A 26,999-nucleotide genomic window follows, 5' to 3' on the forward strand; every position below is an offset into this window, starting at 1 on the left:
TGTCCTTGTCTGTTGCAGGCGTCAGTCGCGGTAGGAGTCGAGGTGCCAGACGCGGGCCTGGTCCAGCTTCACCGAGCCGTTCTCGGCGAAGATCTGCACTCCCTGGCTGGCGGGGTCGGGGAAGATCTGGTCGGTGATGACGGCCTCGCCGTTGCCGCCGAAGACCTCGACGGACGACCAGTCGACGAGGATCCGCAGCTTCACCTTGCCGTTCTTCGCCTTCAGAGGCGCGGTCTGGACGCCGGGGAAGGTGCTGTTGAAGTCGACAGCGCCGGAGCGGGTGCGGTCGACGTACAGCTCCTGTGTCGTGGTGTCGTAGCCGATGACGGTCTCCTCGCCGTCGGCGCCGGTACGCACCTTCAGACCGAAGCGGTCGGCGTCCTTGAGGGAGAAGGTCGCCTCGATGTCGAGCGCCTTGCCCTGGGCCGCGGGGCCGATCAGGGACTTCGTGGTGCTCTGGACGGTTACACCGGACGCTGTCGCCGGGCGCTTCTTCCGGAGCGACTCCAGGCTGCTGACCGGTGTGCTGGTCAGCCGGATCTGGCCGTTGACCGTACGCAGGGCCATCTCCCGGGGGACGCTCTGCGCACCGCGCCAGGGGGAGGTGGGGATGGCGCCGCTGTAGTCCCAGTTGTTCATCCAGCCGACCATGTACCGCTTGCCGCCCGGTGCGTTCTCCCAGGACACGGCCGCGTAGTAGTCCTTGCCGTAGTCGGCCCAGTCGGCGCGCTGTACGACGGACTTGGCGGCGGTGTCGGCTTCGGTGAACTGGTCGGCCAGGAGGTGGCCCCAGCCGGCGTTGTTCATGTCGACGATCTGGATCTTCGCCTTCTTGCCGGTGTAGGGGCGCAGGTCGAAGGAGGCCCAGTCCAGGGTCTCGCTGTTGGCGCCGGTGGCGCTGCGGACGACCTGGCCGTCGACGATCAGGTTGACGGACGTCTCCTGGGAGACGGGCTGTGCCTTGGTGTCGGACAGCATGATGTGGTCGACGTTGAGGTGGCCCCAGCCGCCGGTGTTGTCGTCGACGACCCTGATCTGCGCCTGCTTGCCGGCGAGGTCGCCGACGTCCCAGGAAGCCCAGTTGAGGGCCTCGCCGTCCTTTCCGGTGGCGCTGCGCACCACTTCGCCGTCGACGACGAGTTCGAGGGCGGTGGGTTCGGCGGAACCGGCGGGGTGGTTGCCGCCGCCGATGAGGAAGTTGATGTGCTTCTTGTCGATGGTGAACTCGGGCGAGGTAAGGGTGCCGGTGGAGGTGTCGCCGTTCAGGTAGCTGTTGACCAGGCCGCTGCCCCGGAATCCGGAGACTTCCTGCTGGTCGGGAAGGGTGCCGGTGGCCGGTGCCGAGCCGAAGGCGTCTCCGGTCGTCGTCCAGTCGCCGTAGCTGCCGCCTTCGAAGTCGGCGAGGACCGTGCCCTCCGGCAGCGGTCCCTGCTCCATGACGGTTCCGGACTCGTGCGGGTGCCGCCCGCCGCCGACCTTGAAGTTCAGGTAGGAGCTGTCGACCGTGAATTCGGGTGAGGTGAGGGTGCCGGTGGCGCCGTCACCCGAGTGGAAGCTGTTGGCGAGGCCCTTGCCGTCGAAGCCGTCGACTGTGCCCTGACCGTCCAGCGCCCCGGCGGCCGGCGCCTGGCCGAACGCGCTGCCCGTGGTCGTCCACGAACCGAAGTTTGTGCCCTCGAAGTCCTGTACCACCGTGCCGGTGGGCGGGGTGTAGGTGCCCTTGTCGTCGGCGGTGAACTTCTTGCCGTCGAAGTCGCCGACGAAGTACTGGGCGGCCGAACCGCCCGCGATACCGCCGGGGTTGATGTTGACGACCAGGACCCACTTGATCTTCTTCTTGTCCCCGTCGACCGCGAGGGGGAACAGGTCCGGGCACTCCCACACACCGCCCGTCGCGCCCGCCGGACCGAACTCGCTCTGCAGCTTCCAGTCCTTGAGGTTCTTGGACGAGTAGAACTGCACCTTGTGCTCGGCGGACAGCGACACCGTCATCAGCCAGCTCTTGGTCGGCGCGTACCACTGGACCTTGGGGTCGCGGAAGTCCTTGGAGCCGATGTCGATGACGGGATTGCCCTGGTACTTGGTCCAGGTGCGGCCCCGGTCGGTGCTGTAGGCGAGCGACTGGGCCTGCTTGCCGCCGTTCTTGTAGGCGCTGGTGTAGATCGCCACCATGGGCGGGTTCTTCTTCGTGCCGAACCCGGTGGTGTTGTCCCGGTCGACGACCGCACTGCCGGAGAACACCATCTCCTCACCGTCGTGCGACAGGGCGAGCGGCAACTCCTCCCAGTGCACGAGGTCCTTGCTCACCGCATGCCCCCAGGACATGTCTCCCCACGAGTTGCCGTTCGGGTTGTACTGGTAGAAGAGGTGGTACTCGCCCTGGAAGTACACGAGCCCGTTGGGGTCGTTCATCCAGTTCTTCTCCGGAGTGAAGTGGAACTGGGGGCGGTAGGTCTCGGTGTACGGCGGGGTGTCGGCAGCTACGGCTGAAGGAGCCAGCGGGGCCGCCGACAGGGCGCAGACGGTCACCACCGCCGCCATCATCCGTATACGAGCATGCCGGGATACACGTCCAGAGCTCATGCTGTCTCCTGTGCTGCGGCCGTCCGCGCAACGAAGCCTGCTGCCCGGCGCGGATCTGGTGAAGAGTGACGCCCTTGTCGGCGCCGTCGTCCACGGCATCGGCAAGGGGTGTCATCGTTGACTTGTGTCATCGATGACATCGAGTGGCCCGATGATGGGGGCAATCCGGCCAATGCGTCAACGGTTCGGCCGTGATGTGCTGTTGAGCGGCAGGCTCGCCCGTCAGGCGCGCTCGGCCGCGGCGAGCGACGCCAGCTGGCTCTGCCACGGCGGGTTGGGTCCGATGACGGAGCAGGTCAGGGCCGCGACGCGGGTGCCGAAGCGGCAGGCTTCCTCGACGTCGTCCAGTCGGAGTTCCGTCAGCCGACCACCCAGAAGCCCACGAGCGCCGAGGTGGTGCAGCAGTCCGGCGGTGAAGGAGTCGCCCGCCCCGACCGTGTCGGCGACGCTCGTCGAGACAGCGGGCACCTGGACCCGTTGGCCGTCGAGCGAGGCCAGGGCGCCGTCGGCACCGCGCGTGATCACGACGAGCCGCGCCCCGGCCGCGTGCCAGATGTCGCACGCCTGCTCGGGCGGCGTGCCCGGCAGCAGGAGTTCCAGGTCGTCCTCGCTCAGCCGGAGCACGTCGGCGAGGGCGCACCAGTGCGCCAGCCGGGCGCGGTAGACGTCGGGGTGCACCAGCAGTGGCCGCACATTGGGGTCGATGCTGATGGTCGCGTGAGGGGCGGCCGCCGCCAGGAAGTCCTCCACCACCACCGCCCCGGGTTCCTGGACCAGGGCCAGGGATCCGGTGTGCACACAGGCCGTTTCGGACAGGTCCACCCGCGCCAGTTCCGCTGCCGTCCACTGCCAGTCGGCCGTGTTCTGCGCATGGAAGGAGAACGCGGCCTGTCCCTGGGCGTCCAGTTCCGCCACGGCCAGCGTGCTGGGCTCCGCAGCCTGGACGGCGTCCGACAGGTCCACCCCCGACGCCTCCAGGTGGGCGCGGAACAGACGGCCGAACACATCGCCGGACAATCGCGCGAGGAAACGGGCCGGGGTGCCGAGGCGGGCCAGTGACACTGCCGTATTCGCAGGTCCGCCGCCCGGCAGTACACGTAGGGCGAGTTCGTTGGTGGTGCTCGCGGGTTCGGCGAACGCGTCCGCGACGCACTCCCCCAGGACGGTGATCTGACGCGGGCTCATGGGCTGACCCTTCTCTGACGGCCGTACGGGCACCGGTCACGTCGAGCGCGGCTGCCGGGCAGCCACGGTGGGCGGCGACGGCGGATGTTTGCCGATTTGTGACGAGCGAAAAGCATTGACGTTTCCGGGAAGCGGAGTCCATCATCCTCGCCAGGCAGTGTCAACGATGACATAAGTCAACGATGACACCCCGGGCGGCGTGCTCTGATCCCAACTCCGTGCCGCTCGCTATCCCACAGGAGTCGATCATGTCTCGCACCACTCGCCTGTCCTCCTCCCTCCTCAGAGTCGCCGCGCTCTCGGGCGTCGCGGCCCTCACCCTGACGGCCTGCGGGTCCGGCTCCGGATCGGGCTCCTCGAGTTCCGGCTCGGGCGAGGTCAAGGTCGGTCTGATCACCAAGACCGACACCAACCCGTTCTTCGTGAAGATGAAGGAGGGCGCGGAGAAGGCCGCCAAGGAGAACGGCGCCCAACTGTCCACTGCGGCGGGCAAGTTCGACGGGGACAACGCCGGGCAGGTCACCGCCATCGAGAACATGGTCGCCGCCGGGGTCAAGGGCATCCTGATCACCCCGAGCGACTCCAAGGCCATCGTGCCCGCGATCGAGAAGGCCCGCGCCAAGGGCGTCCTGGTCATCGCCCTGGACACCCCGACCGACCCGGAGAGCGCGGTCGACGCCCTCTTCGCCACCGACAACCTCAAGGCCGGCGAGCTGATCGGCGAGTACGCCAAGGCCGCCATGAAGGGCAAGACCGCGAAGATAGCCGCCCTCGACCTCGCGCCGGGCGTCTCCGTCGGCGTCCAGCGGCACAACGGTTTCCTCAAGGGCTTCGGCGCCACCGACAAGGACGTCGCCTGCGCCCAGGACACGGGCGGCGACCAGGCCAAGGGCCAGACGGCGATGGAGAACTGTCTCCAGAAGGAGCCCGACATCAACGTCGTCTACACCATCAACGAGCCGGCGGCCCTGGGCGCGTACACCGCGCTGAAGGCCAAGGGCCGGGAGAAGGACGTACTGATCGTCTCCGTGGACGGCGGCTGCACCGGCACCCAGGCCGTCAAGGACGGCAAGATCGCCGCGACTTCTCAGCAGTACCCGCTGAAGATGGCCGCCGAGGGCGTCAAGGCTGTCGTTGCGTACGCCAAGGACGGCAAGAAGGCGTCCGGCTACACCGACACCGGCGTCACGCTGATCAGCGACAAGGCCCAGGACGGCGTCACGTCGAAGGACACCGCCTACGGCCTGGAGAACTGCTGGGGCTGAGCCGGCCGCCTGATCCGTACGCCCCCGCAGCGGGGCGGCCGTCCCTTCCTCCCTGACCGGGGGACGGCCGCCCGCTCGTCCTTTTGTCCTCCGACCAGGAAGGACAACGACCACTGTCTTCCGACAAGGACCTCGCATGACAGCCACGACCACACCCCCGGGCACGTCCTCGCCGTACGCAGAGCTCAAAGCACCGACCACGGCCCGCCGCCTGCTCACGGCACCGACCACCGGCCCCCTGGTCGCCCTCCTCCTGGCCTGTGCCTTCTTCTCCTTCTCGACCGAGCAGTTCCTCACGGGCGGGAACTTCTCGCTGATCGTGCAGCAGGTCATGGTCGTGGGCACCCTCGCCATCGGACAGACCCTGATCATCCTGACCGCGGGCATCGACCTGTCGTGCGGTGCCGTGATGGCGTTCGGCAGCATCGTGATCGCCAAGATGGCGGCCGAGGGCTCCCTGCCTCCGCTCGCCGCCATCGCCCTGGGCCTGGTCGTCTGCGGCGGATTCGGTCTGCTCAACGGGCTGTTGGTGCAGAAGATCCCGCTGCCGCCGTTCATCGTCACCCTCGGCATGCTCAACGTGGCGTTCGCGCTGACCCACATCTACTCCGAGGAGCAGACGGTCACCAACCTGCCGGGCCCGCTGACCGCGCTCGGAGAGACCTTCCCGCTCGGCCACACCGACATCACCTACGGCTCCCTCGTCACCATCGCCCTGTTCCTCCTCCTCGCCTACTCGCTGAGCAACACCGGCTGGGGCCGGCACGTGTACGCCCTGGGCAACAGCCAGGAAGCGGCGCGCCTCAACGGCATCCGCACCTCCCGCCTGACCATCGGCATCTACACCGTGGCGGGTCTCCTCTACGGCATCGCCGCCCTGCTGCTCATCTCCCGCACCGGAGTCGGCGACCCGCAGGCCGGCCAGACCGACAACCTCGACAGCATCACCGCCGTGGTCCTCGGTGGCACCAGCCTCTTCGGCGGACGCGGATCGGTCCTCGGCACCTTCATCGGCGTCCTCATCGTGGGCGTCTTCCGCAACGGTCTGCAGCTGATGGGCGTCGCGTCCATCTACCAGACCCTGATCACCGGCGTCCTGGTGATCCTCGCGGTGACCGTCGACCAGCTCTCCCGGAAGAAGGCCCGATGACCGCCACCTCCTCCCCCACACCCGTCCTCCAGGCCCGCGGTCTGGTCAAGCGCTACGGCCACGTCACCGCCATCGACGGCGCCGACTTCGACCTGCTGCCCGGCGAGGTCCTCGCCGTCATCGGCGACAACGGCGCGGGCAAGACCAGCCTGATCAAGGCGCTCACCGGTGCGGTGGTCCCCGACGCGGGCGAGATACGCCTCAACGGCAAGCCGATCCAGTTCTCCGGTCCGCAGAGTGCTCGTGCCCACGGCATCGAGACGGTCTATCAGGACCTCGCCGTGGCCGCCTCGATGGACATCGCCTCGAACATGTTCCTCGGGCGCGAGCTCCGCCGCCCCGGCGTCCTCGGCAACGTCTTCCGCATGCTGGACAAGAAGCGCATGCGCCAGGAGGCCGCAGAGCACATGGCCGACCTGAAGATCGGTCTGCGCTCGCTGACACAGGCGGTCGAGACGCTCTCCGGCGGACAGCGGCAGGCGGTCGCGGTCGCCCGTTCCGTGGCCTGGGCCCGCAGTGTCGTCGTCATGGACGAGCCCACCGCCGCGCTCGGCGTCAAGGAGTCCGGTCAAGTGCTGGACCTTATCCGCCGGGTCCGGGACAAGGGCATGCCGGTCGTCCTGATCAGCCACAACATGCCGCATGTCTTCGAGATCGCCGACCGGATCCACGTCCACCGCCTCGGCCGGCGCGCCGCCGTCATCAAGCCCTCCGACTACTCCATGGCCGAGGTCGTCGCCATCATGACCGGCGCTCTCACCGTCGACGCGGCCGGAGATACTGTCGTAGCGGATTCCGAGGCGGCGAAGGCCGCCGGAGTCCAGGCCACCTGACAGCACGACCCAGCTCTCGTGGTTTCCGGCCGAGGCCGCGGCCGGAACCGAGAGCCCTCAGGAGACGGTTTCCTCCATGGCAGCGAACCGCCGCCCCACCCTGGCCGATGTCGCCCGAGAAGTCGGCGTCAGCGCCAAGACGGTCTCCCGCGTCCTCAACGAGGACGGGCCCGCCTCCGCCCAGACCAGGGAACAGGTGCTCGCCGCGGTGGCCAAGCTCGGCTTCCAGCCGAACCTCATGGCCCGCAACATCCGCGTCGGCGGACCCGACACCACGGTCGGACTGGTCATCCCGGACCTCGGGAACCCCTTCTTCGGGGCCGTGGCCCAGAGCATCGAGGACACGGTCCGCGACCGCGGACTGACCCTGCTCATGGGCTCCTCCGCGGACGACGCCGAACGCGAACGCGCCCTGACGGACAAGTTCCTCGCCCGTCGCGTCAGCATCCTGATCGTCGTACCGTCCGTCGGCGCCGACCACTCCCACCTCAAGTCCCACCGGACGGCGGGACTGCCCGTGATCTTCCTCGACCGACCCGGAGTCGGCCTCGCCACGGACAGCATCGTCAGCTCCAACCGTGCCGGAGCCCACGATGGTGTCGCCCACCTCATCGCCCACGACCACCGGCGCATCGGCTTCGTCGGCGATCTGCCCACCAAGCTCTACACCCGCCGCGAACGCCTGGCCGGCTACCGCTCGGCGCTGCAGGAAGCCGACATCCTCTACGACCGCCTGCTCGTCACCAACGCCCACGACCAGCAAGGAGCCGAGGCCGCGACCGCCCAACTCCTCGGCCTGGCCGATCCCCCCACGGCCCTGTTCGCCGGCAACAACATCATGGCGCTGGGGATAGTCGCCGAACTGGCCCGCAGCAAACGCAAGGACGTCGCCGTCGTCGCCTTCGACGACGTGTCGCTCGCCGAGGCGCTCGAACCGGCCCTGACGGTCGTCGCCCAGGACCCGGAAGAACTCGGCAGAACGGCGGCGACCACCGCCCTGACCCGCCTCGACGGCGACCGCACCCGCGCCCGCACCATCACGGTCCCCACCCGGCTGATCGTCCGAGGCTCGGGCGAGCAGCCCGCGCCCAAACGGTAGGCGGCTTGTCCCTGCCGGAATCGGGGACGGCACGCGAAGGTCTTCCACTGAGCCCCGCGCCCTGACGTGCCGACCTGACGGGTCGTGGGGCAGCCCGCCCTGGTGGCGACAACGCCGCCGCTGCCGCCTGCCTCGGCTCCGTCCTTCGCCCCGATGACGTGGTGCTCGTAAAGGCGTCACGCGGCGGCCGGCTCTGGCAGATCGCCCAAGCCCTCACAGGGCGGCCCATCACCGGCCCGTGAGCCGCCGTGCATCGCTGTGCAGCAGACCACTTGCCCGTCCCGCCCTGCCTCGGCCACCGCCGTCAGCGGCCCTCGGCCTCCGGCGGCTGACGTCCCTTCCCTCGGCGAGCTCTTCACGAGGGCCGTCGGTGTCATGCTCCGCCGCCGGTCTCGGGTACCGGTGTGCCCGGTGGCGTGAAGGCGGCGAGCACGGTGGCGGTGATGTGGTCGGCGGCGCGGTCGGACGTGAGGCGGCCGGCGCGGATCTCCTCTGCCGCGCTGTGCATGACCGCGTGCAGGACATTGACCAGCCAGGCGATCGGCAGGTCCGTACGGAAGGCTCCCTCGGCGCGGCCGCGGGCGACCAGCGCCTCGACGCGGGCGGCGGGTCCGGCATGCAGTTCGCGGATGCGGCCGGCGGAGAGTTCCCGTTGGGCGGCGACGAGGAGCGCTCGTGCCTGGTCCACCAGGTGCCAGCCGGCCTCGATGTACCGCGCCAGGGCGAGCAGCGGATCACCGGCCAGGTCGACCGTGTCCAGCACGTCGTTGCCCCGGTCGATGGCGCGGCTCATCGCCGCGTCGACGACCTCCGCCCGGGAGGCGAAGTGCGCGTACAGCGTCACCCGGCCCACGCCCGCGGCCCGCGCGATCTCGCTCAGGCTCGCCTCCGGGTTCCGTCCGAGGCATTCGGCCGCCGCCTGCACGATCGCCTCGATGCTGCGCAGAGCGTCGGCACGCTTGGCGGCCGTGGAGTTCTTGCTGCCCATGCACCCACAGTACCCCAGCAAGTCGTACAGCACTGTTTGGCTTATACCCCCGGGGCGTATAACGTGAACACCACTGTTCGACTTAGCGACGAGGGGTGAGCGCGATGAGCGACACGGAAACCACCACCACACGCGCACCTGATGCACCGCATCCGCTGCGCTGGACGGCCTTGGGGCTGCTGGGGCTGGCCCAGCTGATGCTGATCCTCGACATCACCGTGGTCGCGATCGCGCTGCCTGACATGGGCGCCGAACTCGACCTGGGCCGCGCGGCGCTGACCTGGGTGGTCAGCGGATACGCCCTCACGTTCGGGAGTCTGATGCTGCTCGGCGGCCGGGCCGCGGACCTGTTCGGTCCCAAGCGGGTCGTCCTGGCCGGGCTCGCGGTGTTCACCGTCGCCTCGCTGGCCGCAGGACTCGCCACCGGTGCCCCGCTGCTGCTCGCCGCGCGAATCGCCCAGGGTGTCGGCGCCGCGATGCTCTCGCCCGCCGCGCTGTCCGTGGTGGTGCGGCTGTTCGACGGCGACGAGCGCAACCGCGCGCTGGGCATCTGGTCGGCGCTCGGCGGCGGGGGCGCCGCCCTCGGCGTGCTGCTGGGCGGACTGATCACGGCAGGTCCGGGCTGGGCCTGGGTCTTCTTCGTCAACGTCCCTGTGGGCCTGGTCGTCCTCGTCTCGCTTGCCCGGATCCTGCCCGGCTTGCCGCGCGCGGCCGCCGGTTCCCTCGACATACCCGGCGCTGTGCTGGTCGCCGCCGCGACCGGCGCCCTCATCTACGCCCTGCTCCGTGCCGGTGACCACGGCTGGCTCGACCTCGTCACGGTGGCTCTGGTCGCCGCCTCTGCAGCCGTCTACGCGGCCTTCGCCCTCTGGCAACGCCGGGCGGCGGCACCGCTGATGGACCTGCGTCTGCTCGGCCGACGCCCGGTGGTGGCGGGCACCTTCGTCATCGCCGTGACGACGGCGCTGATGGTGGGGGCCTTCTTCCTCGGCTCCTTCTACCTCCAGAACCATCAGGACCACGGTGCTCTGACGACCGGTGTGCTGTTCCTGCCGGTGGCGCTGCTGACCATGGCCGCAGCCGCAGCCGCCGGACGCGTGATCGGCCGTCTGGGAGCACGGCTGCTGGCTGTGGTCTCCCTCGCCGTGGCAGCCGCCGGGTTCCTCGTTCCGGTGCTGTGGTCGGGAACGGCCGCGATGGTCACCGGCGTCAGCGTGGCCGCTGCGGGTCTGGGCGCGCTGTTCGTGGTCGCCTCCGCCACCGCGCTCGCCGGCGTCGCACCCCACGAGGCCGGGGTGACGTCGGGGATCGTGAGCACCTTCCACGAGTTCGGCGCCTCGGCCGGCGCCGCGGCCGTCTCCAGCGCCGCCGCCGCGAGCATCGCCGCCCGCACCGGCGGCCAGACGGCCTCCGGGTTCGACGACGCGTTCCTCGTCGCCACGGGCATGGCCGCGGTCTCCGCCGTCATCGTCCTGTGGCTGATCCCCGCCAAGCACGAGTAAGCCGAGGGCCGATGGGGTCGGCCGGGTTCAGCATCTCCGCAGCCGCGGCGCGGACGAAGCCGAAGACCCGACCCGTACACCCTGCCGGATCCGATCCACAACGCTCGGGCGTACCCGACGCGCTCAACGTGCTCACGGAGGCACTGGATGAACATCGGAAGGCGTCGGCTGCTGACGGCCGGCATCACCACGGCATGTGTCGGCGCGGCACTGGGCGCAGCCCTGTGGATCGGCGGCACACAGCAAGAGAGCAACAACGGGCGAAGCGGCCGACAGGAAGCGGTCGCCGAACGCGGCCGGACCGTGATGCCCTTCGACCTCGAAGAGACCACCCACCACTTCACCCCGAACGAAACGGGCGGCATCCAGGACGTCGTCGCCGACCGACCCGATGACGAGAAGCAGATCGCCCTCATCCGCACCCACCTGAAGCAGGAGGCCAAGGCGTTCGGCCAGGGCGACTTCGGCGACCCCGCCCAGATCCACGGCACCGCCATGCCGGGACTCACGGCACTGCAAGACGGCTACGAGCGAATCGCGGTGCGCTACCGGGAACGGTCCGACGGAGCCACCCTCACCTACACCACCGACGAGCCCGCCCTGGTCGACGCCCTGCACGACTGGTTCGAAGCGCAGCTCAGCGACCACGGCGACCACGCCGAAACCGGCCATTGACCAGCAGCCGAGCATCCCGGCAGGCCGTCACCGCACACGACGCACGATCGGAGGTGGACAGGTTGAGCGACCCGTACGAGTTGAGGGTGGGTGTGCCCTCCGTCGAGGTCTTCCGGCGCCTGCGCACCGACGCCGGCCTCTCGGACAAGGCCCCCGATGCGGTCGCACTCGCCCTGCCCAACACATGGCACGGGGTAGTCCTCCACCACGACGGGAAGCCCGTCGGCATGGGGCGCATCGTCGGTGACAGCGGTACCGCGTTCCAGATCGTCGACATCTGCGTACACCCCGCACACCAGGGCCGCGGCCTCGGCAGGCGCATCATGGCCGCGCTCACCGGGGAACTGGAGCGCCGGGCGCCGGCCACCGCCTACGTCTCGCTGATCGCGGACGGCCCCGCCCGCGTCCTCTACGAGAAGTTCGGCTTCGCCGACACCGCCACGCACGATTCGATCGGCATGTACCGCGTGATGGGCGCCTGATCTCGGGCCTTCACCGGGGCAGGGTCTGGGTGACGCGCCACAGTCGGCGCGGCAGGTCACCCTCCTCGAAGGCGTGGACCTCGTTCAGGGTCCAGCCCTCGGCGAGGGTGTCGACGAGGGCGCGGTCGAAGAAGTGCACGGCGAAGCCGCCATGTTCGTAGATGTGGTCGCCGCGGGCGGTGCCGGTGCCGTAGTGGGCGTCGCCGGTGTGGCGGACGGTGTAGACGAGGGTTCCGCCCGGCCGCAGCACCCGGCCGACCTCGCCGACGAGGGCGTGGATCTCCTCCGTCGACAGGGCCATGCACAGCAGCATGTGCGCGAACACCGCGTCCACCGAGGCGTCCGGCAGAGGCAGCGGGTCGCGAACGTCGTGCACGACCGCGGTCACACGATCGGCCACCCCCTGCTGCCGGGCGGCGGTCCGCAGCTGGTCGAGGCCGGTGGCGGAAAAGTCGGTGGCCCGGACGGTGAAGCCCTCGCGGGCGAGGTAGAGGGCGTCGCGGCCGTGGCCGGCTCCGAGCTCGACAACGTCACGGGCCCCGGCGGCACGGAGGACGCCGGCGGCGTGGACGGCCGCAGCCGAGGGCTCCTCCCCGTACATGCCGGGGTGCGCGGTGTACGTCTCCTGCCAATGAGCCCTTTGCGCGTCGGCCAGGTCCTGTCCCTCGTCCGTCATGAACGCAAGCATAGTCCACCGTTTGCTGAATTCAGGATCTGCTGTACTGTCGTGATGTGCTGACCGTTGCCTCCGACATCGACGTGCTGGCCCGCTTCGGCCGCGCGCTCGCCGATCCCATCCGCTGCCGGATCCTGCTCGCTCTGCGCCAGGCCCCCGCCTACCCGGCCGACCTGGCCGATGCCCTCGGCGTCTCCCGCACCCGGCTGTCCAACCACCTGGCCTGCCTGCGCGACTGCGGCCTGGTCGTCACCGCGCCCGACGGCCGCCGCACCCGCTACGAACTCGCCGACGAACGCCTCGGCCACGCCCTCGACGACCTGCGCACCGCGGTGGTCGCAGTGGAGGCGGACAAGACCTGCCCGGAAGTGGAGTCGAAGGGCTGCTGCTGATGACCGCGACATCCCTCGGCCCCTCCCCGGCCCGCCGCGAGACGCTCACCCGCCGAATACGCCTGCTGGTCACCGCGACGATCACCTACAACGTCATCGAGGCAGCGGTCGCCCTCACCGCCGGCACTCTCGCCTCCTCCACCGCCCTGATCGGCTTCGGCCTGGACTCCGTCATCGAAGTCTCCTCCGCCGCCGCGGTCGCCTGGCAGTTCTCCGCACGCGAGCACGCCGCACGCGAAGCCCGCGAAAGGACCACGCTGCGGATCATCGCGGTGTCGTTCTTCGCGCTCGCCCTCTACGTCACCATCGACGCCGTCCGTGCCCTGACAGGAACCGGCGACGCCGAACGCTCCATCCCCGGCATCGTCCTCGCGGCCCTCTCGCTGGCGGTGATGCCGTTCCTGTCCGCCGCACAGCGACGTGCCGGACGGGAACTCGGCTCCGCCTCCGCGGTCGCCGACTCCAAGCAGACCCTGCTGTGCACCTACCTGTCGGCCGTCCTCCTGGTCGGCCTGATCCTCAACGCCACCCTCGGATGGTCCTGGGCCGACCCCGTGGCCGCCCTGGCCATCGCCGCCATCGCCGTCAAGGAAGGACGGGACGCATGGCGGGGCGAAGGCTGCTGCGCGCCGACGGCCACTCCTACGGATGCTCCGTCGAACGAGGACGCGTGCGGCTGCCGGCCCGGCTGCACCTGCTGCTCATGAACATCTCGTTGCGAAGCACCCCTGTCGGCGGCGCCCGCCTCCAACCCCGCCTGCCCGACCGCGCCCTGCGCCTCCTGCTCGGCACCCTCGCCACCGCCCTCGGCACCCTGTACGCCACCCAGACCCTGGCCTGACCGCCCGGCCGTGGATCTCGAAGGAGGGGCTCCGTAACGCCGCCGCTCGCGCTGCGCCTCAAGGCCGCGTGGCAGGCGTGGGAGAACCACCGCGACGGCGGGGACGAGGAGGAGGCGCAGGCCGAGGAGGGCGGGCCGAGCCCGCTGGAGGTCGCCGCGGTCAGCCTCGCCAACGGTGGCGACAACATCGGCGTCCACGTTCCCGTCTTCGCCACCGCAGGCGTCGCCCCCCGTTCGCCGGTAAGTGATCTGTAGGATCACGTGCCGGCGGGTAACCAGGGGAGGCGATTGCGATGGCCGGCGCAGTACTGGTCCACGGTCTCTACCATCGCCCCGAGCACTTTGCCCTGGTAGTGGAAGGCCTGCAGGCCGCAGGCGTTCACGTGGTCGTTCCAGAGTTGCACCGCGGCTCCCTGAGAGCGGACACGGCGGCGGTTCAGGCTGCCCTCGACGCCTTGGACGAGCCGCCCGTCGTCCTCGGACACTCCTACGGCGGTTCGGTGGTCACCGGTCTTCAGCGCGCGGCGCACCTCGTCTACGTGGCGGCCTTCGTGCTCGACGCGGGTGAGAGCGCGGCGGGCACCGGCGGTGCAACTCCCCGGCTCCGAAGCGCCATCGAGTCCGCACCTGACGACTCCACCTTCATCCGCCGCGATCTGGCCGCCGACGTCTTCTACGCCGACTGCCCCGAGGATCGCGCCGCCTGGGCCGTGGACCTGCTGCGCGTTCAGGGGCCAGGGTGCGGGCGGGGCGTTCCCGAGCGTCAGAGCTGGAAGCACACGCCGTCCACGTACGTCGTCTGCGCGCGAGACCGGGCGATAGAGCCCGAACTGCAACGCGTGTTGGCCCGACGTTGCACATCGGTTCGCGAGTGGCCAACGGGCCACTCCCCCTTCGTCGTCCGACCGGATCTGGTCGTGGACCTCATGCTGGAGCTGCTGCGCGACTGCGCGAGCCCGAACCGGAGCGACGGCAGGCACTCGGCTGCTCATCGACCGTAGCGACGTGCTCCGGCAGGCATCCGGGGTTCGCCACCGTCACGCGCGCTCGACCACTCCCCACCGCCCAACGCGGGGTACCCGAGCGGGCATGGCCGTCTGAGCCTCCCCTGATGGGCGGCCGGACGGACCTGTTGCGACGGGCCGCCGCCCGGCACGATGGCCGCGGTGTGCCCCGACGTCCGGGGCGTCGCATACAAAACGGGAGATGCGGTGACGAGAGCATCCTTCGAAGCCGACGCCGCGGCCGCGGAGCCTCGTCTGGAGGATCTCGTACGCCACAGCGCGAACCGTGTGCCGGACAGGGCAGCCCTGCGTATCGGCCCCCGCCGGGTGAGTTACTCGGAGCTGAGGACCACAGCCGATCGCTGGGCCGGAGTCCTGCGGTCGGTGCACCCCGAGGGTGAGCCCCGCTCGATCGGCATCTTGGCGGATCGGACCTTCACCGGGTACGTGGGCATCCTGGCCGGCATGTGCGCGGGGGCAGCGGTGGTCCCTCTCCCACCGGACCTCCCGGCCGACCGGCTCGGCGAGCTGCTCCGCGACCATCCCATGGATGCCCTGGTCACCGACCCTGTGTGTGCCGCCAAGGTACGGGAACTGGCGGGGCGCGCAAAGCTCCCGCCGGTCTTCTCGCCCGAGGTCGACGCCTCCGCGTGGGCGGGCTCGGACGTGGCCGTTCTCACCGGGACCGGCCCCGTCGCGCTCACCCCTCGGCAACAGCCCAGCGACATCGCCTACGTGCTGTTCACCTCGGGCTCGACCGGGCGCCCCAAGGGGGTGCCGATCGGCCATTCCAACGTCCTCCACTTCGTGACCAGCGTTCTGGACCGTTACGACTTCACCGAGGACGACGTCTTCAGCCAGACCTTCGGCCTCACCTTCGACCTGGCCTTCTTCGACCTGTTCGTGACGTGGGCCTGCGGCGGCACCTTGGTGTACACCCATCCGGCGGCGCTGGCCCGCCTGCCGCAGTTCGTGGCACGGGAACAGGTCACTGTCTGGTTCTCCGTTCCCGGGGCGATCTCGTTGCTGCGGCGCTCCGGTGCGCTGACGGCCGGTTCCCTGCCCTCGTTGCGGTGGAGCCTGTTCTGCGGGGAGGCTCTGCTCCACGAGGACGCGGCCGCTTGGCAGTCGGCCGCGGCCAACTCCACCGTGGAGAACCTCTACGGCCCGACGGAGCTGACGATCGCGTGCTCGGCGCACCGCTGGTCACCGGAGGACGGGCACTCCGGTGACCACGGCATCGTGCCCATCGGCCGGCTGTTCCCCAGTCATGACGCGGTGCTGATCGACGAGAACGGCAAGCCGGACCCCCGTCAGGGTGAGCTGTGTGTGAGCGGCCCTCAGATGTTCGCCGGCTATCTGCGGTCCGAGGACGACGAGGGGCGTTTCCTCCAGTCGGCCGGCCGCCTCTGGTATCGCACCGGTGACGTGGTGCGCCGAAGCGATGATGCAGGTCTGCTCTATCTGGGCCGGACGGACCACCAGACGAAGATCCGGGGTCAGCGCGTCGAGCCGGCGGAGATCGAGCATCGGCTGCGGGCTCTGCCGGGCGTGACGGCCGCGGTCGTCCTCGCGGAGGGCGAGGGCGTCGCCCGACATCTGGTCGCCTTCTGCAGCGGCAGTTCGCTGGACGAGGCCCTGATCGACAGACAGCTGCGCAAGGCGCTACCGCCGACCCTGGTCCCCGCCCGATATGTACTGCTCGACCAGCTCCCGGTGAACGACCGGGGCAAGACGGACCGGAAGGCTCTTGCCGCATGGCCCCGGCCCACGAGCGGGTGAGCCGGGGCCATGACGTCCCAGGAACTGTGATTCCAGCGTCTCGCCGAGAGGACTGCCATACATGAACACGCCAGACGTACCGCAGCAGCGGCTGGAAACGGCGCTGCTGTTGCTGCTGGCTGATGTCGACCTCGACGAGGAACGCGTCGAGCGCTGCCGCGAGCTTCTCGCCCGTAGTGGCCAGGAGCTCGAATGGGGCTTCTTTGTCGACCAGGCGGCACGTCATCGCCTGCTGCCGCTGGTGGCCCGGAACATCCTCCGGCACGGGCTCCACCGCACCTCCGCCATCCCGTATCACTGGGTCTACACCTTCGTGTACTTCGGCAACCGGAACCGCAACGACCTCCTCGCCCGCGAGTTCGGGCAGGTCATCCGCTCTCTCAACGACTCCGGACTGCGCTACGCGATTCGCAAGGGCCCGGTGCTCGGCGAGCGGCTCTACGGCGACGCGGGGCTACGGCCGGTCAGCGACCTCGATGTCCTGGTGGAGCCGCGGGACGCCGCACCCGCCGGGGCGGTGCTCACCGGCCTCGGCTACGTGCAGGGCAAGCTGTCATCCGACGGTGAGCGCATCGAACCCTTCAGCCGGCGTACCAAGATCTACTGGCAGCTCAACGTGCCTGTGGAACTCCCGTACCAGAGGATCTCCGAGCACGACAGCATCGAGACCTTCATCGTCGACATCTGTTCCAACGTTTTCCAGACCCGAGCGGACGGCGCCCGTATGACCGGTGATCTGCTGGAGCTGAGGACCTCGGTGTCGCTCTGCGGTGAGCAGGGCTTCGTCCTCGCCCCGGAGGACCAGTTCATCGACGTGTGCGCCAATCTGCACATGGAGGCGACCTCGCTGTACTACGTCACCGAGGGCGGCGATCTGGAAGTCCTGAAGTTCTTGGACGTCGCCATGGGATGCCGCCGGATCACCGCGGAGAACAGGTGGCCCACCGTGCGGAAACGGGCCGAGGACCTCGGCGTCGTAGAGAGCGTGTACTACGCCCTGCACCACACGGCGCTGCTGTATCCGGAGTCGGTGCCGGCGGAGGAGCTTGTGGCGCTGCGACCCGCGGACTGCGACTACCTGGACGAGTACGGCAGGTTCGAGGGCAGACCGGAACGCTGGCAACAACCCTTCCTCCAGCGCCTGTTCGACACGCGCCGGACGGCCGAGGTACGGCAGGCCAGCCCGATTCCGCGGCGCTGAGCGAGGCATGGAGACGACGGACGGCCCGCCCGGGCGTACCGTGGCGGGCCGTCCGTCCGTGTCAGGCGGCGCCGGCGTCGCGCGCGGCCCGGACCATCTCCTCCACCACGCCCGGAGCGCCGAAGACCGCCGGGACCCGCTCACCTCGGGCCCGCGCTCCGGAGACGAACAGGTTCAGCGGGGTGCCTCGAAGTCCGCGAACCCGCCCGCCGGCCTCGGTCACGATCAGGGCAGGGGCGACGACATCCCAGAAGCGGTACGCGAAGGAGCAGGCGGCCGCCAGAGTTCCGTCAAACACATCGGCGAACATCTTCGCGCTACCCACCGCTCGAACGCCACGCGAACGCTCCAGCAACAGCCGCAGCAGCCGTAGCTGTTCCTCCATGAAGCCGCCGTCCTCGGCCACCGTCGAGAAGTCCACCAGGGCCTGGCTCAGCGGCGGGGCGGCGCCGAGACGGAAGGGCTCTCCGTTCCGGCGGGCGCCGGCTCCGGCCGATGCGGAGTAGAGCACACCGTGGGCGGGGAGATGGATCCCCGCTGCCTGGACCCGGCCACCGATCTGTCTGGAGATCATGACACCGAAGTCCGCTGAGCCCGCGGCGAAGTTCTTGGTGCCGTCCAGCGGATCGACCACCCAGACCGCGTCGGACGTCCCGCGGGACAGCCCGTCCTCCTCGGACAGGACACTGTCCAGGGGGTAGCTCCGCCGGATCTCACCGAGGATGAGTTCCTCGGCCCGTGTGTCCGCCTCCGTGACGATGTCCTGGGGACCCGACTTGGTGTGCCAGGAGAGTCCGTCCCGTCGGACGCCGGTCAGCAGAGTGCCGGCTCGGCGCAGAAGACCGACGATGAATTCCTCCTCCGGTGTCGTCACCGGTGCGCTCCCGTCAGGTCGCGCCGCGAGCCGTCCAGGAGCGCGGTGAGGGCACTTCGGGAACGGTAGACGCCCTTGGCCACCACGCCGAGCGGCTGCCGCAGGGTGCGCAGCGATTCCAGCGGGTTCGCGTCCAGCAGCAGGAAGTCGCCACCCGCACCCGGGCCCTCTCGGCGACCAGCCGGGCCGAACACTTCCGCGGGCACCGTGGTGGCGCAACGCAACGCCTCCGTAGGGGCGAGTCCCGCCTGAACGAGGAGGGACAGTTCCCGGTGCAGGGAGAAGCCGGGGACCAGGAAGGGGTTGGGGGCATCGGTTCCGGCGATGATCCGCACACCGCGTGCGTGGAGGAGCGCCACGATCTCCAGGTAGTTGTCCAGCCTCTGCCGCGACAGGGCGACGATGTCCGGCCACACCGGCGCAAGGTCACGCGTCCGGAAGTCCTGTCGGGGATGCCAGTGGCGCACTCGCTCCGGCGCGAGGTGTTCCAGCGCGGGATCACGCAGGGCAACCTCGGGTTCCTGGAACATCATGCGGTACACGGACAGCGTCGGGCAGATGGCGACGCCCGTGGCGGCCAGTACGTCGGCCATGCGTTCCATCGCGGCCCAGTCGATTCCGGCCGTACGAATCCTCAGCGCCTCCACAGCGGTGTACGCCGGTCCCAGCTGCCGGGCTCGTCCGCCGAGTGAGCGCAGTGCCCGCGCGTACTCGGGGAGCAGATGTCCTGTCTCCACGTTCTCCAGGTGCTCGATACACGCCATTCCCAGGCCCGCCGCCTCCTCGAAGGTGAGGGCACCCGGGCAGTGCCCGACCACTTGCAGGCCGCGCGCCTCGGCGACCGCGCAGATTCCGGCCAGGGTCTCCCGGTCCAGATTCCCGTAGACCTTCAGCATCGGGTATCCCTCGTCGGCGAGTTCGGTGGCCGCCTTGGCGCCCTCCTCGTAGGACCGGCACACGACGACCCCCGGCCAGGTGGACGCCTGTGAGTCCGCCGGACCGTCGATGACGGGGCTTGTCGTGAACAGCCGCGGCCCCGGGAGCCCGGTGTCCTTCCCGGCCGCGAGGGCCAGATGCTCCTCGTTGCCCCACATGTTCCGTACGCAGGTGACGCCGTTGGCCAGATACAGGGCACCGTCGTCGTCGTGGTAGTGGACATGGCCGTCGTGGAGTCCAGGGCACAGATAGCGGCCCGAGCCGTCGATGACCGGGAAAGACGGAGCGGCACCCCGGTCGGCGGGGGTCAGTCGCCCGTCCGAGAGGCGGAGTGTCATGTCGGGGAGCAGGCGGCCGCCCGCCACGTCGACCACGGTCACGCCGACGATCTCGACGGGACGGTCGCTCGCTTCACGGACGTGTACGGGTCCCGGCTCGTCCAGCGGCAGGATCGTGCCGCGGCCGGAGAGCCAGCCGGAGCGTCCGTCCTCGTCGATGGTGCAGACCGTGTTCTCCTCGTCGTGCCGGATGTACTGGGCACCGATCTGGATCCGGTCCCAGAGGGGCAGCCGTATCTCCGTTCCGTCGAGGTCCCGGACCAGACCGGCCCAGTCGAGCGTCGCCCCCTCCCGGGCCCGGTTCACCGCCCGGCGCACGGCACTCAGACTGGACGACGGGGAACGGGACAGGTGCTCCGCGAGCACGGAGTCGAACCGGCCCATGACGGCGTCGATGTCGAGTTCCTCGCCGGGGACGTCGTCGTGGAGTGACGACAGATGCTTTCGGAGGGCCTCCGTCACATCGGCGCCCTCTGCGGTGACGAGTTCCCGTGCCAGTGCGGGACGCTCCTCCGGATCGAAGAGGACGCCCAGTTCCCGGACGATGTCGACCGGTTCGTCGGCCGCGTGGATGAAGGTCATCATCCGGTTCGTGCCGCCGAGTTCGTACCGCAGCTGGCCCTCCTTGCGTACGGACGGGTACGCGGGCCCCTTCAGGCTACGGAAGCGGACAGTTCCCGGTATCTCCAGCGGCGCTGTCTCGTCCCAGAACGCGACCCACAGCGAATCGCAGGCCGGCATCAACAGGTCGGCGACGGCCAGCCGGTCCAACGTGGCGACGTTCCACTGGAACCGCCACAACTCCCTCGCGCGATACCGGTGCAGCCGTACCCGGCGAAAGGCGATCGGCCGGAACCCGTGCCTGGACATAAAGGCCAGGGCCGTGGGGATACGTCGGCCCACTACGGCCTCCGGCTTGAAGGTGATGGCCGCGAGCCGTTGGAGGGCGGGCGCGGCACGCAGACCGCCGACCGCTTCGAGAGTGGCAGCGGCTTCACGGAAGTTGGTCTCTCGCGCGAACTCCAGCGCCTTGTCCTCGACGACCGTCAGCGGCCGCCACCACGCGGGGGCAGGGGGCATGTCCGTCTTTCCTCTCTCGGCGGCGGCCCGTGGGGAGCGGTCAGAGTCTGGTGACATTCGCGCCGTCTGCGCGCCCCCGGGTGTCCAGCACCCGTCGCGCATGCTTGGCGATCTCGTCCAGGTCGTAGTGACGGTGGTGCTGGAGCACCACCGTCAGCTTGGCCTCGGAGACCGCGGTGATCAGGTCGGGAACCCGGACGAGCCGCTCACCCGCGACATGCCACTCGGGCACGAACGGGTCGTGGTAGGAGAGTTCCGCGCCGAGGGCCCGCAGTCGCTCGGCGACGACCAGGCTCGGAGACTCGCGGTCATCCGCGATGTCCGCTTTGTAGGTGACCCCGAGCAGCAGCACGCGCGAGCCCCGCAGAGCGAGCCCGTCCTCGTTGAGCAGCCGGATCACGCGGTCGGCCACGAAGGCCGGCATTCTCCCGTTGATCTCCTGCGCCAGCTCCACGAAACGGAACGGATACCCGAGGCTGCGCACCCTGTGGGAGAGGTAGTTGGGGTCGATCGGAATGCAGTGTCCGCCGACCCCCGGTCCCGGGCGGAACGGATGGAAGCCGAAGGGCTTGGTGGCGGCCGCGTCGATCGCCTCCCACAGGTCGATGCCCAATTCGTGGCAGAACACGGCCATCTCGTTGACCAGGGCGATGTTGACCTGCCGGTAGGTGTTCTCCAGCAACTTGGACATCTCGGCCACCGAGGGCGAACTGACCGGGACCACCCTGTCCGCGAGGAGTTCGTAGAAGCGCACTGCCGCCTCCGAGCAGGCCGGTGTCACTCCTCCCACCACCTTCGGGGTATTGCGCAGCGAGAACTCCCGGTTGCCCGGGTCGATGCGCTCCGGCGAGTAGGCGAGGTGGAAATCGCGGCCCACCTGTAGCCCCTCCCGCTCCAGCATGGGGAGCAGCACCTCCGTCGTCGTGCCCGGGTAGGAGGTGGACTCCAGGACGACGAGGGTGCCCGGCCGGACGGTGAGGGCGATCTGTTCGGTCGCCGCCCGTACGGCGTCCAGATCCGGAACGCCGTCGCGCAGCGGCGTGGGGACGCAGATGATGACGACGTCCGCGCAGGCGAGGCAGCCGGGGTCGGTGGTGGGCACGAACCCGTCGGCGAGGGCCTGGGCGACCTGCTCGTCTGTGATGTCGTCGACGTGGCTGCGGCCTTCGGCCAGCCCCGCGACCCGTGTGTCGTCGCGGTCCAGGCCGTGCACCCGCAGACCTGCCCGCACCGCCTCCATGACCAGGGGCAGTCCGACATATCCGAGACCCACGACCGTCAACCGACGCTGATCCGTCACGAGGCAGCACTCCCCACTTTGTCACCGTCTTCGCGCAGTGCCGCGAGGGGCACGAGCAGCACTCTGTCGTTGAGGTAGTCCGCGATCGAAATGACGTCACCTGAGGGGCCGACCCTGGCGAGGCGAGGGTCCGAGAGGCTGTCGACGGCGTGGCCGCGCCGTCGTCCGTACACACCGGTCACCGCTCCCGAGGGCGTCAAGCGGACGACGCGGTGGTTTCCGCTGTCGGTCACCAGTAGTTGACCGCCGACCAGGTCGACGCTGCGGGGCGATATGAAAGGCGACTCGGTCCCCGCCGCCCGGCGCGGGGTGATGTTCCGCAGCCGTGACTCGCCGTACGGCAGGGCGCAGAGCCGGTCGTGGCCGGTGTTCGCGAACCAGACCGTGCGCTCGTCGTCGATCACGGCGTCATGGACGTCGTCCAGCGGCAGCAGCGTCACTTCGCCGGAGCTCAGGGCCGCTCCGGTCCGCTCACCGCACCAGGCGTGCAGCACTTCTCCGGTCCGCGGGTCGAAGAGCAGCACCGCGTTGAGCCCCGTGTCCGTGACCAGCCAGCCCGGACCGCTCTTGCGCACGGCGTGCGGGTCGATCAGGCCGACGGGCCTGCCGGCGAGGGACAGTCGCAACTCCTGCCAAGTGTCGGCGTCTTGGCCGGGCGACAGGAGCAACCGGCCGTTGCGGCTGTCGGAGACGACCGTGGAGCCGTCGATGACCGAGGCGTTCCGCGGCCAGAACAGCTTTCGGCCGAGGGCGGAAGCCGTGTGGACGACATCGCGGCCGTCCGCGCCGAAGGAGGTCACCCGGTTGTTGTAGGAGTCGGCGACCAGATACCCCGCGGGCGTGGCTTCGAGAGAGCGGGGCAGATGGAACACCCCTGCCTCCACCCGGCTGTCACCGTGGACGGCGGTGACCCTGCCGTCCAGGTCCGCCTCAAGGATGCGGTCGTTGCCCGTATCGGTGATCAGAAGCAGGGATCCGTGGGCGGAGACGGATGTCGGATGCCACAGACGGCCCGGCCCGCTTCCCACCCGGCCCACCCCTCCGAGCGACCAGACAAGTTTGCCGTTCCAGTCCACGAAGAGCACCCGGTGATTACGTGTGTCCGCGATCACGACACCGGAGGGCAGCGGGATGGCGTGCTCCGGGCTGGTGAGGCACCCCTCCTCCGACGAGGGGTGGTTGCTGCGCCCGTACTGCCACACCACCTCGCCTGTCAGGGAGACGACAACGACGCTCTGGCTCTCCCGGTCGCACAGCAGGTAGTGACTGTCATCGACCGGGACGCACGAGCGCACGGACCGTAGTGCGAACGGGGCGGGAAGCCGGTCGGCGGTGCGGCCGTCCGCAGACACCAGAAGCACCGCCTTGCGGGTGTCGTCGCTGACCAGCCACCGGTCCCGCCACTGGCAGGCGAACCACGGGGAGATCCCGGGCAGGTCCAGGTGCCCGTGGATCCGACCGTCGCCGTCGATGCGCGTCAGCCTGCCGATCTCCGGTTGTGCGACGACCGCCAGTCCTTCGGCGCAGCGCGCGACGCCCCGGGGCCCGGTCAGTCCCGCGACCGTCTTCCGGCGGGCCGGGGCACCGCGGTGGATGATCTCTGCTTGCCCGGACCAGTACGAGACGGACAACAGGACATCGGGGTCGAGAAGAAGGCTCCCCGCCCGCCAGTCGTGCGGCCTGGCGGGAGTCGTGCTGCCGGGCAGGTATCCGAGACCGATCTCTGTCACGCCGCCGGGGAGGGCGGCCGAGATCGGCACCATGGGCTCCACGATCAGTGTCCCTTCGATGCGGAGTCGTCGCGGCGACCGGCGTACCGTGCGCGCAGGCGCCGGAGCAGCCGACGTGCCTTCAGGGAGAGCGCGACGACGCTGCGTTTGCCGTCGACGTACACATGGGGGCCGGCCACCGAGAGGGTGTGCGGCCCCACCGGGTAGGGGCCGCTCCCGAAAGGTCCGATCCGGGTGACTTCGACTTCCGCGAACTCGCTCGGGCTCAGCCTCACGACCTCGTTGACGACCATCCGCCAGCCGTACCGCCCGGCGTCGTCCTGGGCGGGGCGCAGCAGTTTCCCGTCGCGTACGAACGGTGCCCCGGCCGGACGGCTGGAGGTGACATCGCTCTTGACGGGGTTGCGCAGGTGCGGGCGCCAAGGCCCCCAAGGGGTGGCGGCGTACCAGATGTACAGGTCGGTGTCCCGTGGTTCGAAACAGTCCGTGTAGAACATCCACCAACGGCCGTCCCACCAGAAGACGGTGGGGTCACCTGCGGCCACTCCGGTGAGGATGTCGCGGTCCTTCTCCAGGCGCGGAGGGTCCTTCAGGCGGTAGACCGACACCGCGTTGTTCCAGCCTGTCTCCGGGACACAGAGCGTCTCGCCGTGGTGCTCGAACAGATAGGGGTACGACATGTGGAACGTCTCCTGTGCGACCACCTCCGAGCCCGACCAGCCTTCCGTCTCCGAGTACGTCGTCGCGATCAGCCGGCCGTGGCGGGTCATGTGGTCGAACTCCTCGGCGTACACCACGCCGGGGCCGCCCGGCAGCGGGATGGGGTCCGCGATGTAGGTGTCGGGCCGGGTTCCTGGATGCCAGTGGAAGTGGTCGCCCCTCACCGATCCGTCCATGACGCTCTCGACCGGCGCCTTCACCACGCCGATCGACCAGTACGTCTCGGTGACGGCGTCCCGCAGCGCCTTGGCACAGCGCCTGCTCACCAGGGTGACGGCGAGGCGGGCGCGCCACAGGAATCCGAGCGTGGCCGTTGCCGGGGAGACCTGTCCTCGGTCACGCGCGGCCGCCGGATGCGGCAGCCGCAGCCGGACGGCGCGCGCGGCCCGGGACGGGAAGTCGGCTGCTCCGCGCAGGACACGGTCGGTCGTTCTGGCGACCGAGGCGGATACGACGCCGTACTTCCCGTCCACGAGCGACTGGCGCTCCCCGTCCGCGGCGGTGCGGATCAAGGCCGCGGTGATCGTCAGGTCGCCGTCGAGCAGCGCACGTGCAGCCATCCGCGCCGGGGGCGTGGGGAACGAGAACCGCCACACGCCGTGGGCCGGCACCTGGAACGTGATGTCCTGGTGCCGCTCACGCAGGTCGAGGACGAAGCCGAGGTCGTGCTCGGCCAGACGGGCCGCCACTTCGCCCGCTTCGACGTCGTACACGGGACCTGTGCAGGCGCCTGGATCCGCATCGGCGAGCGCCACCGACCGCCTCGCCGGATCGTAGAGGACGCCGGTGCGCCCGCGCCTTGCGGAGGGTGCCGCGACCCGGAGCAGTGCGACACAGATTTCCCCCTGGGCCGCCAGCGACTGCAGGCACTGCGTGTGCCAGTGGGGCGGGACGGCGGCATCGGTCAGTACCGCGAACCGCAGCGCCGTGCCGGGGTCGAGCTCGGGTGTCGGAGAACCGGTGGTCACAGGCGGGACCGATCGGGCACGAAGCGGTTGGCCGGTCGCGAGAGGCCGTAGTGCTCGCGTAGCGTGCTGCCCTCGTAGTCACGGCGGAAGATGCCACGGTCCTGCAGGATCGGTACAACCCGGTCGACGAACACCTCAAGTCCGGAGGGCATCACCGCGGGCATGAGGTTGAACCCGTCGGCGGCACGGTTGTCGAACCAGTGCTGCATCGAGTCGGCGATGCTCTCCGCGGTACCGACCAGGGTTCGGTGGCCCCGTCCCGGCCCAAGACGCTCAATGAGTTGACGGACGGTCAGGCGCTCCCGCCGGGCGAGGTCGACGATCAGGGTGAAGCGGCTCTTGACGTCCTCGATCTCGCTCTCCTGAGGGAGATTCGCCGGCAACTCGCGGTCCAGGTGGAGCTCGTCCGGAGACAGACGGAGCCGGGAGGCGAGCTGGAGTTTGGCGTACTCGGGAAGGATGAGCCGATCGAGCGCGTCGGCCATCTCCTGGGCTTCGCTCTCTGTGGATCCGACGACCGGGACGAGACCGGGAAGGATCTTGACCATGCCGGGGTCGCGGCCGGCCCGCGCCACTCGCGTGGTCATGTCGCCGTAGAACCGCTGAGCCTCCTCCAGGGTCTGTTGAGCCGTGAACACCGCTTCGGCGTGTTGGGCGGCGAAAGCGCGTCCGTCTTCCGAGGAGCCGGCCTGGACGAGCAAGGGGCGGCCCTGAGGGCAGCGGGGTACATTGAGCGCGCCCTCGACCCGGAAGAACTTCCCCACATGGGCCGCGGGGTGGATCTTCGCCCCGTCCCCCCAGACGCCGCGCCGCTTGTCCGCGACGACCGTATCGTCCTCCCAGCTGTCCCACAGCCGCAGAGCGACTTCCACGAACTCCGCGGCCCGCGCATACCGTTCATGGTGCGGGGGCGAGTCGTCGAGGCCGAAGTTGCGGGCGGCCGCCGCCCCGGAGCTGGTGACGATGTTCCATCCGGCACGACCGGAGCTGATGTGGTCGACGGACGCGAACCGGCGCGCGAGGTTGTACGGGTCGTTGTAGGTGGTCGAGGCCGTGGCGATGAGCCCGATGCGCCGGGTCACGCAGGCCAGCGCCGTCAGGACGACGGTCGGCTCCAGTGTTCCGGAGGGGCGCCGTCGGATGTCCGTGGTGAGCTTGGGGTTGTCGGCCAGGAAGACCGAGTCGAACTTGCCCCGTTCCGCGATGACCGCCAGGTCCCGGTAGTGATCGATGTCCGTGTCCGCGATGGGATTGCTCTCCGGCAGCCGCCAGGCCGACTCGTGATGGCCCACGTTGTGAAGGAAGACATTGAGGTGCAGCGTCCCGGCGCGTCTCGTACTCACTCCTTGCTCCTGCCTGTGCGTAGCTACTCGGCGGACTCGGGTGCGCGCGGAC

General features: G+C 69.7%; 24 protein-coding genes. 13 read left to right on the top strand and 11 right to left on the bottom strand.

Translation table 11 applies throughout. From position 1 onward, the window contains the following. Nucleotides 1-21: 21 nt before the first annotated feature. Both ADK36_RS08480 and ADK36_RS08485 read right to left on the bottom strand, forming a co-directional pair. Nucleotides 22-2,583, bottom strand: a complete 2,562-nt coding sequence (locus ADK36_RS08480; protein WP_053196904.1) for a glycoside hydrolase family 32 protein — start codon at nt 2,581-2,583, stop codon at nt 22-24. Between the two features lie 222 nt (nt 2,584-2,805). Then, a complete protein-coding gene (locus ADK36_RS08485; protein ID WP_048582824.1) occupies nt 2,806-3,768 on the bottom strand; it encodes a carbohydrate kinase family protein in 963 nt (320 codons plus the stop codon). Between the two features lie 248 nt (nt 3,769-4,016). On the opposite strand from ADK36_RS08485, the gene ADK36_RS08490 reads away from it, so the two are divergent. The 4 genes from ADK36_RS08490 (at nt 4,017) to ADK36_RS08505 (ending at nt 8,115) form a co-directional block, all read left to right on the top strand. Continuing rightward, nucleotides 4,017-5,033 carry a sugar ABC transporter substrate-binding protein gene (locus tag ADK36_RS08490; protein WP_048582825.1) on the top strand — a complete coding sequence of 339 codons (1,017 nt, stop codon included), beginning with the start codon at nt 4,017-4,019 and terminating at the stop codon, nt 5,031-5,033. A 136-nt stretch (nt 5,034-5,169) separates the two neighbouring features. Then, nucleotides 5,170-6,183, top strand: coding sequence for an ABC transporter permease (locus tag ADK36_RS08495; RefSeq protein WP_048582826.1), 1,014 nt, complete (start codon nt 5,170-5,172; stop codon nt 6,181-6,183). Beyond that, the gene (locus ADK36_RS08500; RefSeq protein ID WP_048582827.1) at nt 6,180-7,016 is read left to right on the top strand and encodes an ATP-binding cassette domain-containing protein; all 837 of its coding nucleotides are present in this window, start codon (nt 6,180-6,182) and stop codon (nt 7,014-7,016) included. Before ADK36_RS08495 ends, ADK36_RS08500 begins: the two co-directional genes overlap by 4 nt. A gap of 76 nt (nt 7,017-7,092) precedes the next feature. Further along, nucleotides 7,093-8,115: a LacI family DNA-binding transcriptional regulator gene (locus ADK36_RS08505; protein ID WP_048582828.1), complete on the top strand. Its 1,023-nt coding sequence runs from the start codon at nt 7,093-7,095 to the stop codon at nt 8,113-8,115. Nucleotides 8,116-8,488: 373 nt separating this feature from the next. Here ADK36_RS08505 and ADK36_RS08510 read toward each other — a convergent pair whose 3' ends face one another. Next, nucleotides 8,489-9,103: a TetR/AcrR family transcriptional regulator gene (locus tag ADK36_RS08510; protein WP_048582829.1), complete on the bottom strand. Its 615-nt coding sequence runs from the start codon at nt 9,101-9,103 to the stop codon at nt 8,489-8,491. Between the two features lie 104 nt (nt 9,104-9,207). Between ADK36_RS08510 and ADK36_RS08515 the strand changes: the two genes are divergently transcribed. From ADK36_RS08515 to ADK36_RS08525, 3 genes are all read left to right on the top strand, one after another. Continuing rightward, the gene (locus ADK36_RS08515) at nt 9,208-10,605 is read left to right on the top strand and encodes an MFS transporter (protein ID WP_048582830.1); all 1,398 of its coding nucleotides are present in this window, start codon (nt 9,208-9,210) and stop codon (nt 10,603-10,605) included. A gap of 147 nt (nt 10,606-10,752) precedes the next feature. Next, nucleotides 10,753-11,280, top strand: coding sequence for a hypothetical protein (locus tag ADK36_RS08520; protein WP_048582831.1), 528 nt, complete (start codon nt 10,753-10,755; stop codon nt 11,278-11,280). Nucleotides 11,281-11,333: 53 nt separating this feature from the next. After that, nucleotides 11,334-11,762: a GNAT family N-acetyltransferase gene (locus ADK36_RS08525; protein WP_048582832.1), complete on the top strand. Its 429-nt coding sequence runs from the start codon at nt 11,334-11,336 to the stop codon at nt 11,760-11,762. Between the two features lie 10 nt (nt 11,763-11,772). Here ADK36_RS08525 and ADK36_RS08530 read toward each other — a convergent pair whose 3' ends face one another. After that, nucleotides 11,773-12,438: a class I SAM-dependent methyltransferase gene (locus ADK36_RS08530; RefSeq protein WP_048582873.1), complete on the bottom strand. Its 666-nt coding sequence runs from the start codon at nt 12,436-12,438 to the stop codon at nt 11,773-11,775. A 56-nt stretch (nt 12,439-12,494) separates the two neighbouring features. Between ADK36_RS08530 and ADK36_RS08535 the strand changes: the two genes are divergently transcribed. From ADK36_RS08535 to ADK36_RS48700, 3 genes are read left to right on the top strand one after another with little or no spacing between them, the layout of a single operon-like run. After that, the gene (locus ADK36_RS08535; RefSeq protein ID WP_048582833.1) at nt 12,495-12,830 is read left to right on the top strand and encodes an ArsR/SmtB family transcription factor; all 336 of its coding nucleotides are present in this window, start codon (nt 12,495-12,497) and stop codon (nt 12,828-12,830) included. Beyond that, a complete protein-coding gene (locus ADK36_RS08540) occupies nt 12,830-13,537 on the top strand; it encodes a cation transporter (RefSeq protein WP_048582834.1) in 708 nt (235 codons plus the stop codon). Before ADK36_RS08535 ends, ADK36_RS08540 begins: the two co-directional genes overlap by 1 nt. Before the next feature lie 8 nt (nt 13,538-13,545). Further along, the gene (locus tag ADK36_RS48700; protein ID WP_267887393.1) at nt 13,546-13,671 is read left to right on the top strand and encodes a hypothetical protein; all 126 of its coding nucleotides are present in this window, start codon (nt 13,546-13,548) and stop codon (nt 13,669-13,671) included. 257 nt (nt 13,672-13,928) lie between these two features. Here the strand turns inward: ADK36_RS48700 and ADK36_RS50020 are convergent, their stop codons facing one another. After that, the gene (locus ADK36_RS50020) at nt 13,929-14,075 is read right to left on the bottom strand and encodes a hypothetical protein (RefSeq protein WP_234329724.1); all 147 of its coding nucleotides are present in this window, start codon (nt 14,073-14,075) and stop codon (nt 13,929-13,931) included. On the opposite strand from ADK36_RS50020, the gene ADK36_RS08545 reads away from it, so the two are divergent. From ADK36_RS08545 to ADK36_RS08555, 3 genes are all read left to right on the top strand, one after another. Continuing rightward, nucleotides 14,034-14,672, top strand: coding sequence for an alpha/beta hydrolase (locus ADK36_RS08545; RefSeq protein ID WP_425315309.1), 639 nt, complete (start codon nt 14,034-14,036; stop codon nt 14,670-14,672). The two genes, ADK36_RS50020 and ADK36_RS08545, sit on opposite strands and share 42 nt — an antisense overlap. Before the next feature lie 210 nt (nt 14,673-14,882). Beyond that, on the top strand, nt 14,883-16,457 hold the full coding sequence (locus ADK36_RS08550; protein ID WP_053196906.1) for an amino acid adenylation domain-containing protein: 1,575 nt from the start codon (nt 14,883-14,885) through the stop codon (nt 16,455-16,457). 61 nt (nt 16,458-16,518) lie between these two features. Further along, a complete protein-coding gene (locus ADK36_RS08555) occupies nt 16,519-17,658 on the top strand; it encodes a nucleotidyltransferase domain-containing protein (protein WP_048582836.1) in 1,140 nt (379 codons plus the stop codon). Nucleotides 17,659-17,719: 61 nt separating this feature from the next. Here ADK36_RS08555 and ADK36_RS08560 read toward each other — a convergent pair whose 3' ends face one another. The 6 genes from ADK36_RS08560 to ADK36_RS08585 are packed head-to-tail and all read right to left on the bottom strand — an operon-like array spanning nt 17,720 to nt 26,947. After that, nucleotides 17,720-18,532, bottom strand: coding sequence for an inositol monophosphatase family protein (locus tag ADK36_RS08560; RefSeq protein ID WP_053196908.1), 813 nt, complete (start codon nt 18,530-18,532; stop codon nt 17,720-17,722). Next, on the bottom strand, nt 18,529-20,886 hold the full coding sequence (locus ADK36_RS08565) for an amidohydrolase family protein (RefSeq protein ID WP_053196910.1): 2,358 nt from the start codon (nt 20,884-20,886) through the stop codon (nt 18,529-18,531). The genes ADK36_RS08560 and ADK36_RS08565 overlap by 4 nt, the downstream gene beginning before the upstream one ends. A 40-nt stretch (nt 20,887-20,926) precedes the next feature. Next, nucleotides 20,927-22,186, bottom strand: a complete 1,260-nt coding sequence (locus ADK36_RS08570) for a nucleotide sugar dehydrogenase (protein WP_425315308.1) — start codon at nt 22,184-22,186, stop codon at nt 20,927-20,929. Further along, a complete protein-coding gene (locus ADK36_RS08575) occupies nt 22,183-23,949 on the bottom strand; it encodes an NHL repeat-containing protein (protein ID WP_159391095.1) in 1,767 nt (588 codons plus the stop codon). Before ADK36_RS08575 ends, ADK36_RS08570 begins: the two co-directional genes overlap by 4 nt. A gap of 11 nt (nt 23,950-23,960) precedes the next feature. Then, nucleotides 23,961-25,604 carry a glucosamine inositolphosphorylceramide transferase family protein gene (locus ADK36_RS08580; RefSeq protein WP_048582840.1) on the bottom strand — a complete coding sequence of 548 codons (1,644 nt, stop codon included), beginning with the start codon at nt 25,602-25,604 and terminating at the stop codon, nt 23,961-23,963. After that, entirely contained in the window at nt 25,601-26,947 is a 1,347-nt protein-coding gene (locus ADK36_RS08585; protein WP_053084697.1) for an LLM class flavin-dependent oxidoreductase, read from the bottom strand. Before ADK36_RS08585 ends, ADK36_RS08580 begins: the two co-directional genes overlap by 4 nt. Between the last annotated feature and the right edge of the window lie 52 nt (nt 26,948-26,999).

Source organism: Streptomyces viridochromogenes (genome assembly GCF_001270495.1).
In the GTDB taxonomy this organism is placed as follows: Bacteria; Actinomycetota; Actinomycetes; order Streptomycetales; family Streptomycetaceae; genus Streptomyces; species Streptomyces viridochromogenes_A.

Bases quoted from the DNA above. Each gene is read 5' to 3' on its own strand.
- ADK36_RS08480 (WP_053196904.1), bottom strand. From the start codon at position 2,583: ATGAGCTCTGGACGTGTATCCCGGCATGCTCGTATACGGATGATGGCG.
- ADK36_RS08565 (WP_053196910.1), bottom strand. From the start codon at position 20,886: ATGCCCCCTGCCCCCGCGTGGTGGCGGCCGCTGACGGTCGTCGAGGAC.
- ADK36_RS08510 (WP_048582829.1), bottom strand. From the start codon at position 9,103: ATGGGCAGCAAGAACTCCACGGCCGCCAAGCGTGCCGACGCTCTGCGC.
- ADK36_RS08515 (WP_048582830.1), top strand. From the start codon at position 9,208: ATGAGCGACACGGAAACCACCACCACACGCGCACCTGATGCACCGCAT.
- ADK36_RS08575 (WP_159391095.1), bottom strand. From the start codon at position 23,949: ATGGTGCCGATCTCGGCCGCCCTCCCCGGCGGCGTGACAGAGATCGGT.
- ADK36_RS08505 (WP_048582828.1), top strand. From the start codon at position 7,093: ATGGCAGCGAACCGCCGCCCCACCCTGGCCGATGTCGCCCGAGAAGTC.
- ADK36_RS08540 (WP_048582834.1), top strand. From the start codon at position 12,830: ATGACCGCGACATCCCTCGGCCCCTCCCCGGCCCGCCGCGAGACGCTC.
- ADK36_RS08555 (WP_048582836.1), top strand. From the start codon at position 16,519: ATGAACACGCCAGACGTACCGCAGCAGCGGCTGGAAACGGCGCTGCTG.
- ADK36_RS08495 (WP_048582826.1), top strand. From the start codon at position 5,170: ATGACAGCCACGACCACACCCCCGGGCACGTCCTCGCCGTACGCAGAG.
- ADK36_RS08530 (WP_048582873.1), bottom strand. From the start codon at position 12,438: ATGACGGACGAGGGACAGGACCTGGCCGACGCGCAAAGGGCTCATTGG.
- ADK36_RS08485 (WP_048582824.1), bottom strand. From the start codon at position 3,768: ATGAGCCCGCGTCAGATCACCGTCCTGGGGGAGTGCGTCGCGGACGCG.
- ADK36_RS08520 (WP_048582831.1), top strand. From the start codon at position 10,753: ATGAACATCGGAAGGCGTCGGCTGCTGACGGCCGGCATCACCACGGCA.
- ADK36_RS08500 (WP_048582827.1), top strand. From the start codon at position 6,180: ATGACCGCCACCTCCTCCCCCACACCCGTCCTCCAGGCCCGCGGTCTG.
- ADK36_RS08490 (WP_048582825.1), top strand. From the start codon at position 4,017: ATGTCTCGCACCACTCGCCTGTCCTCCTCCCTCCTCAGAGTCGCCGCG.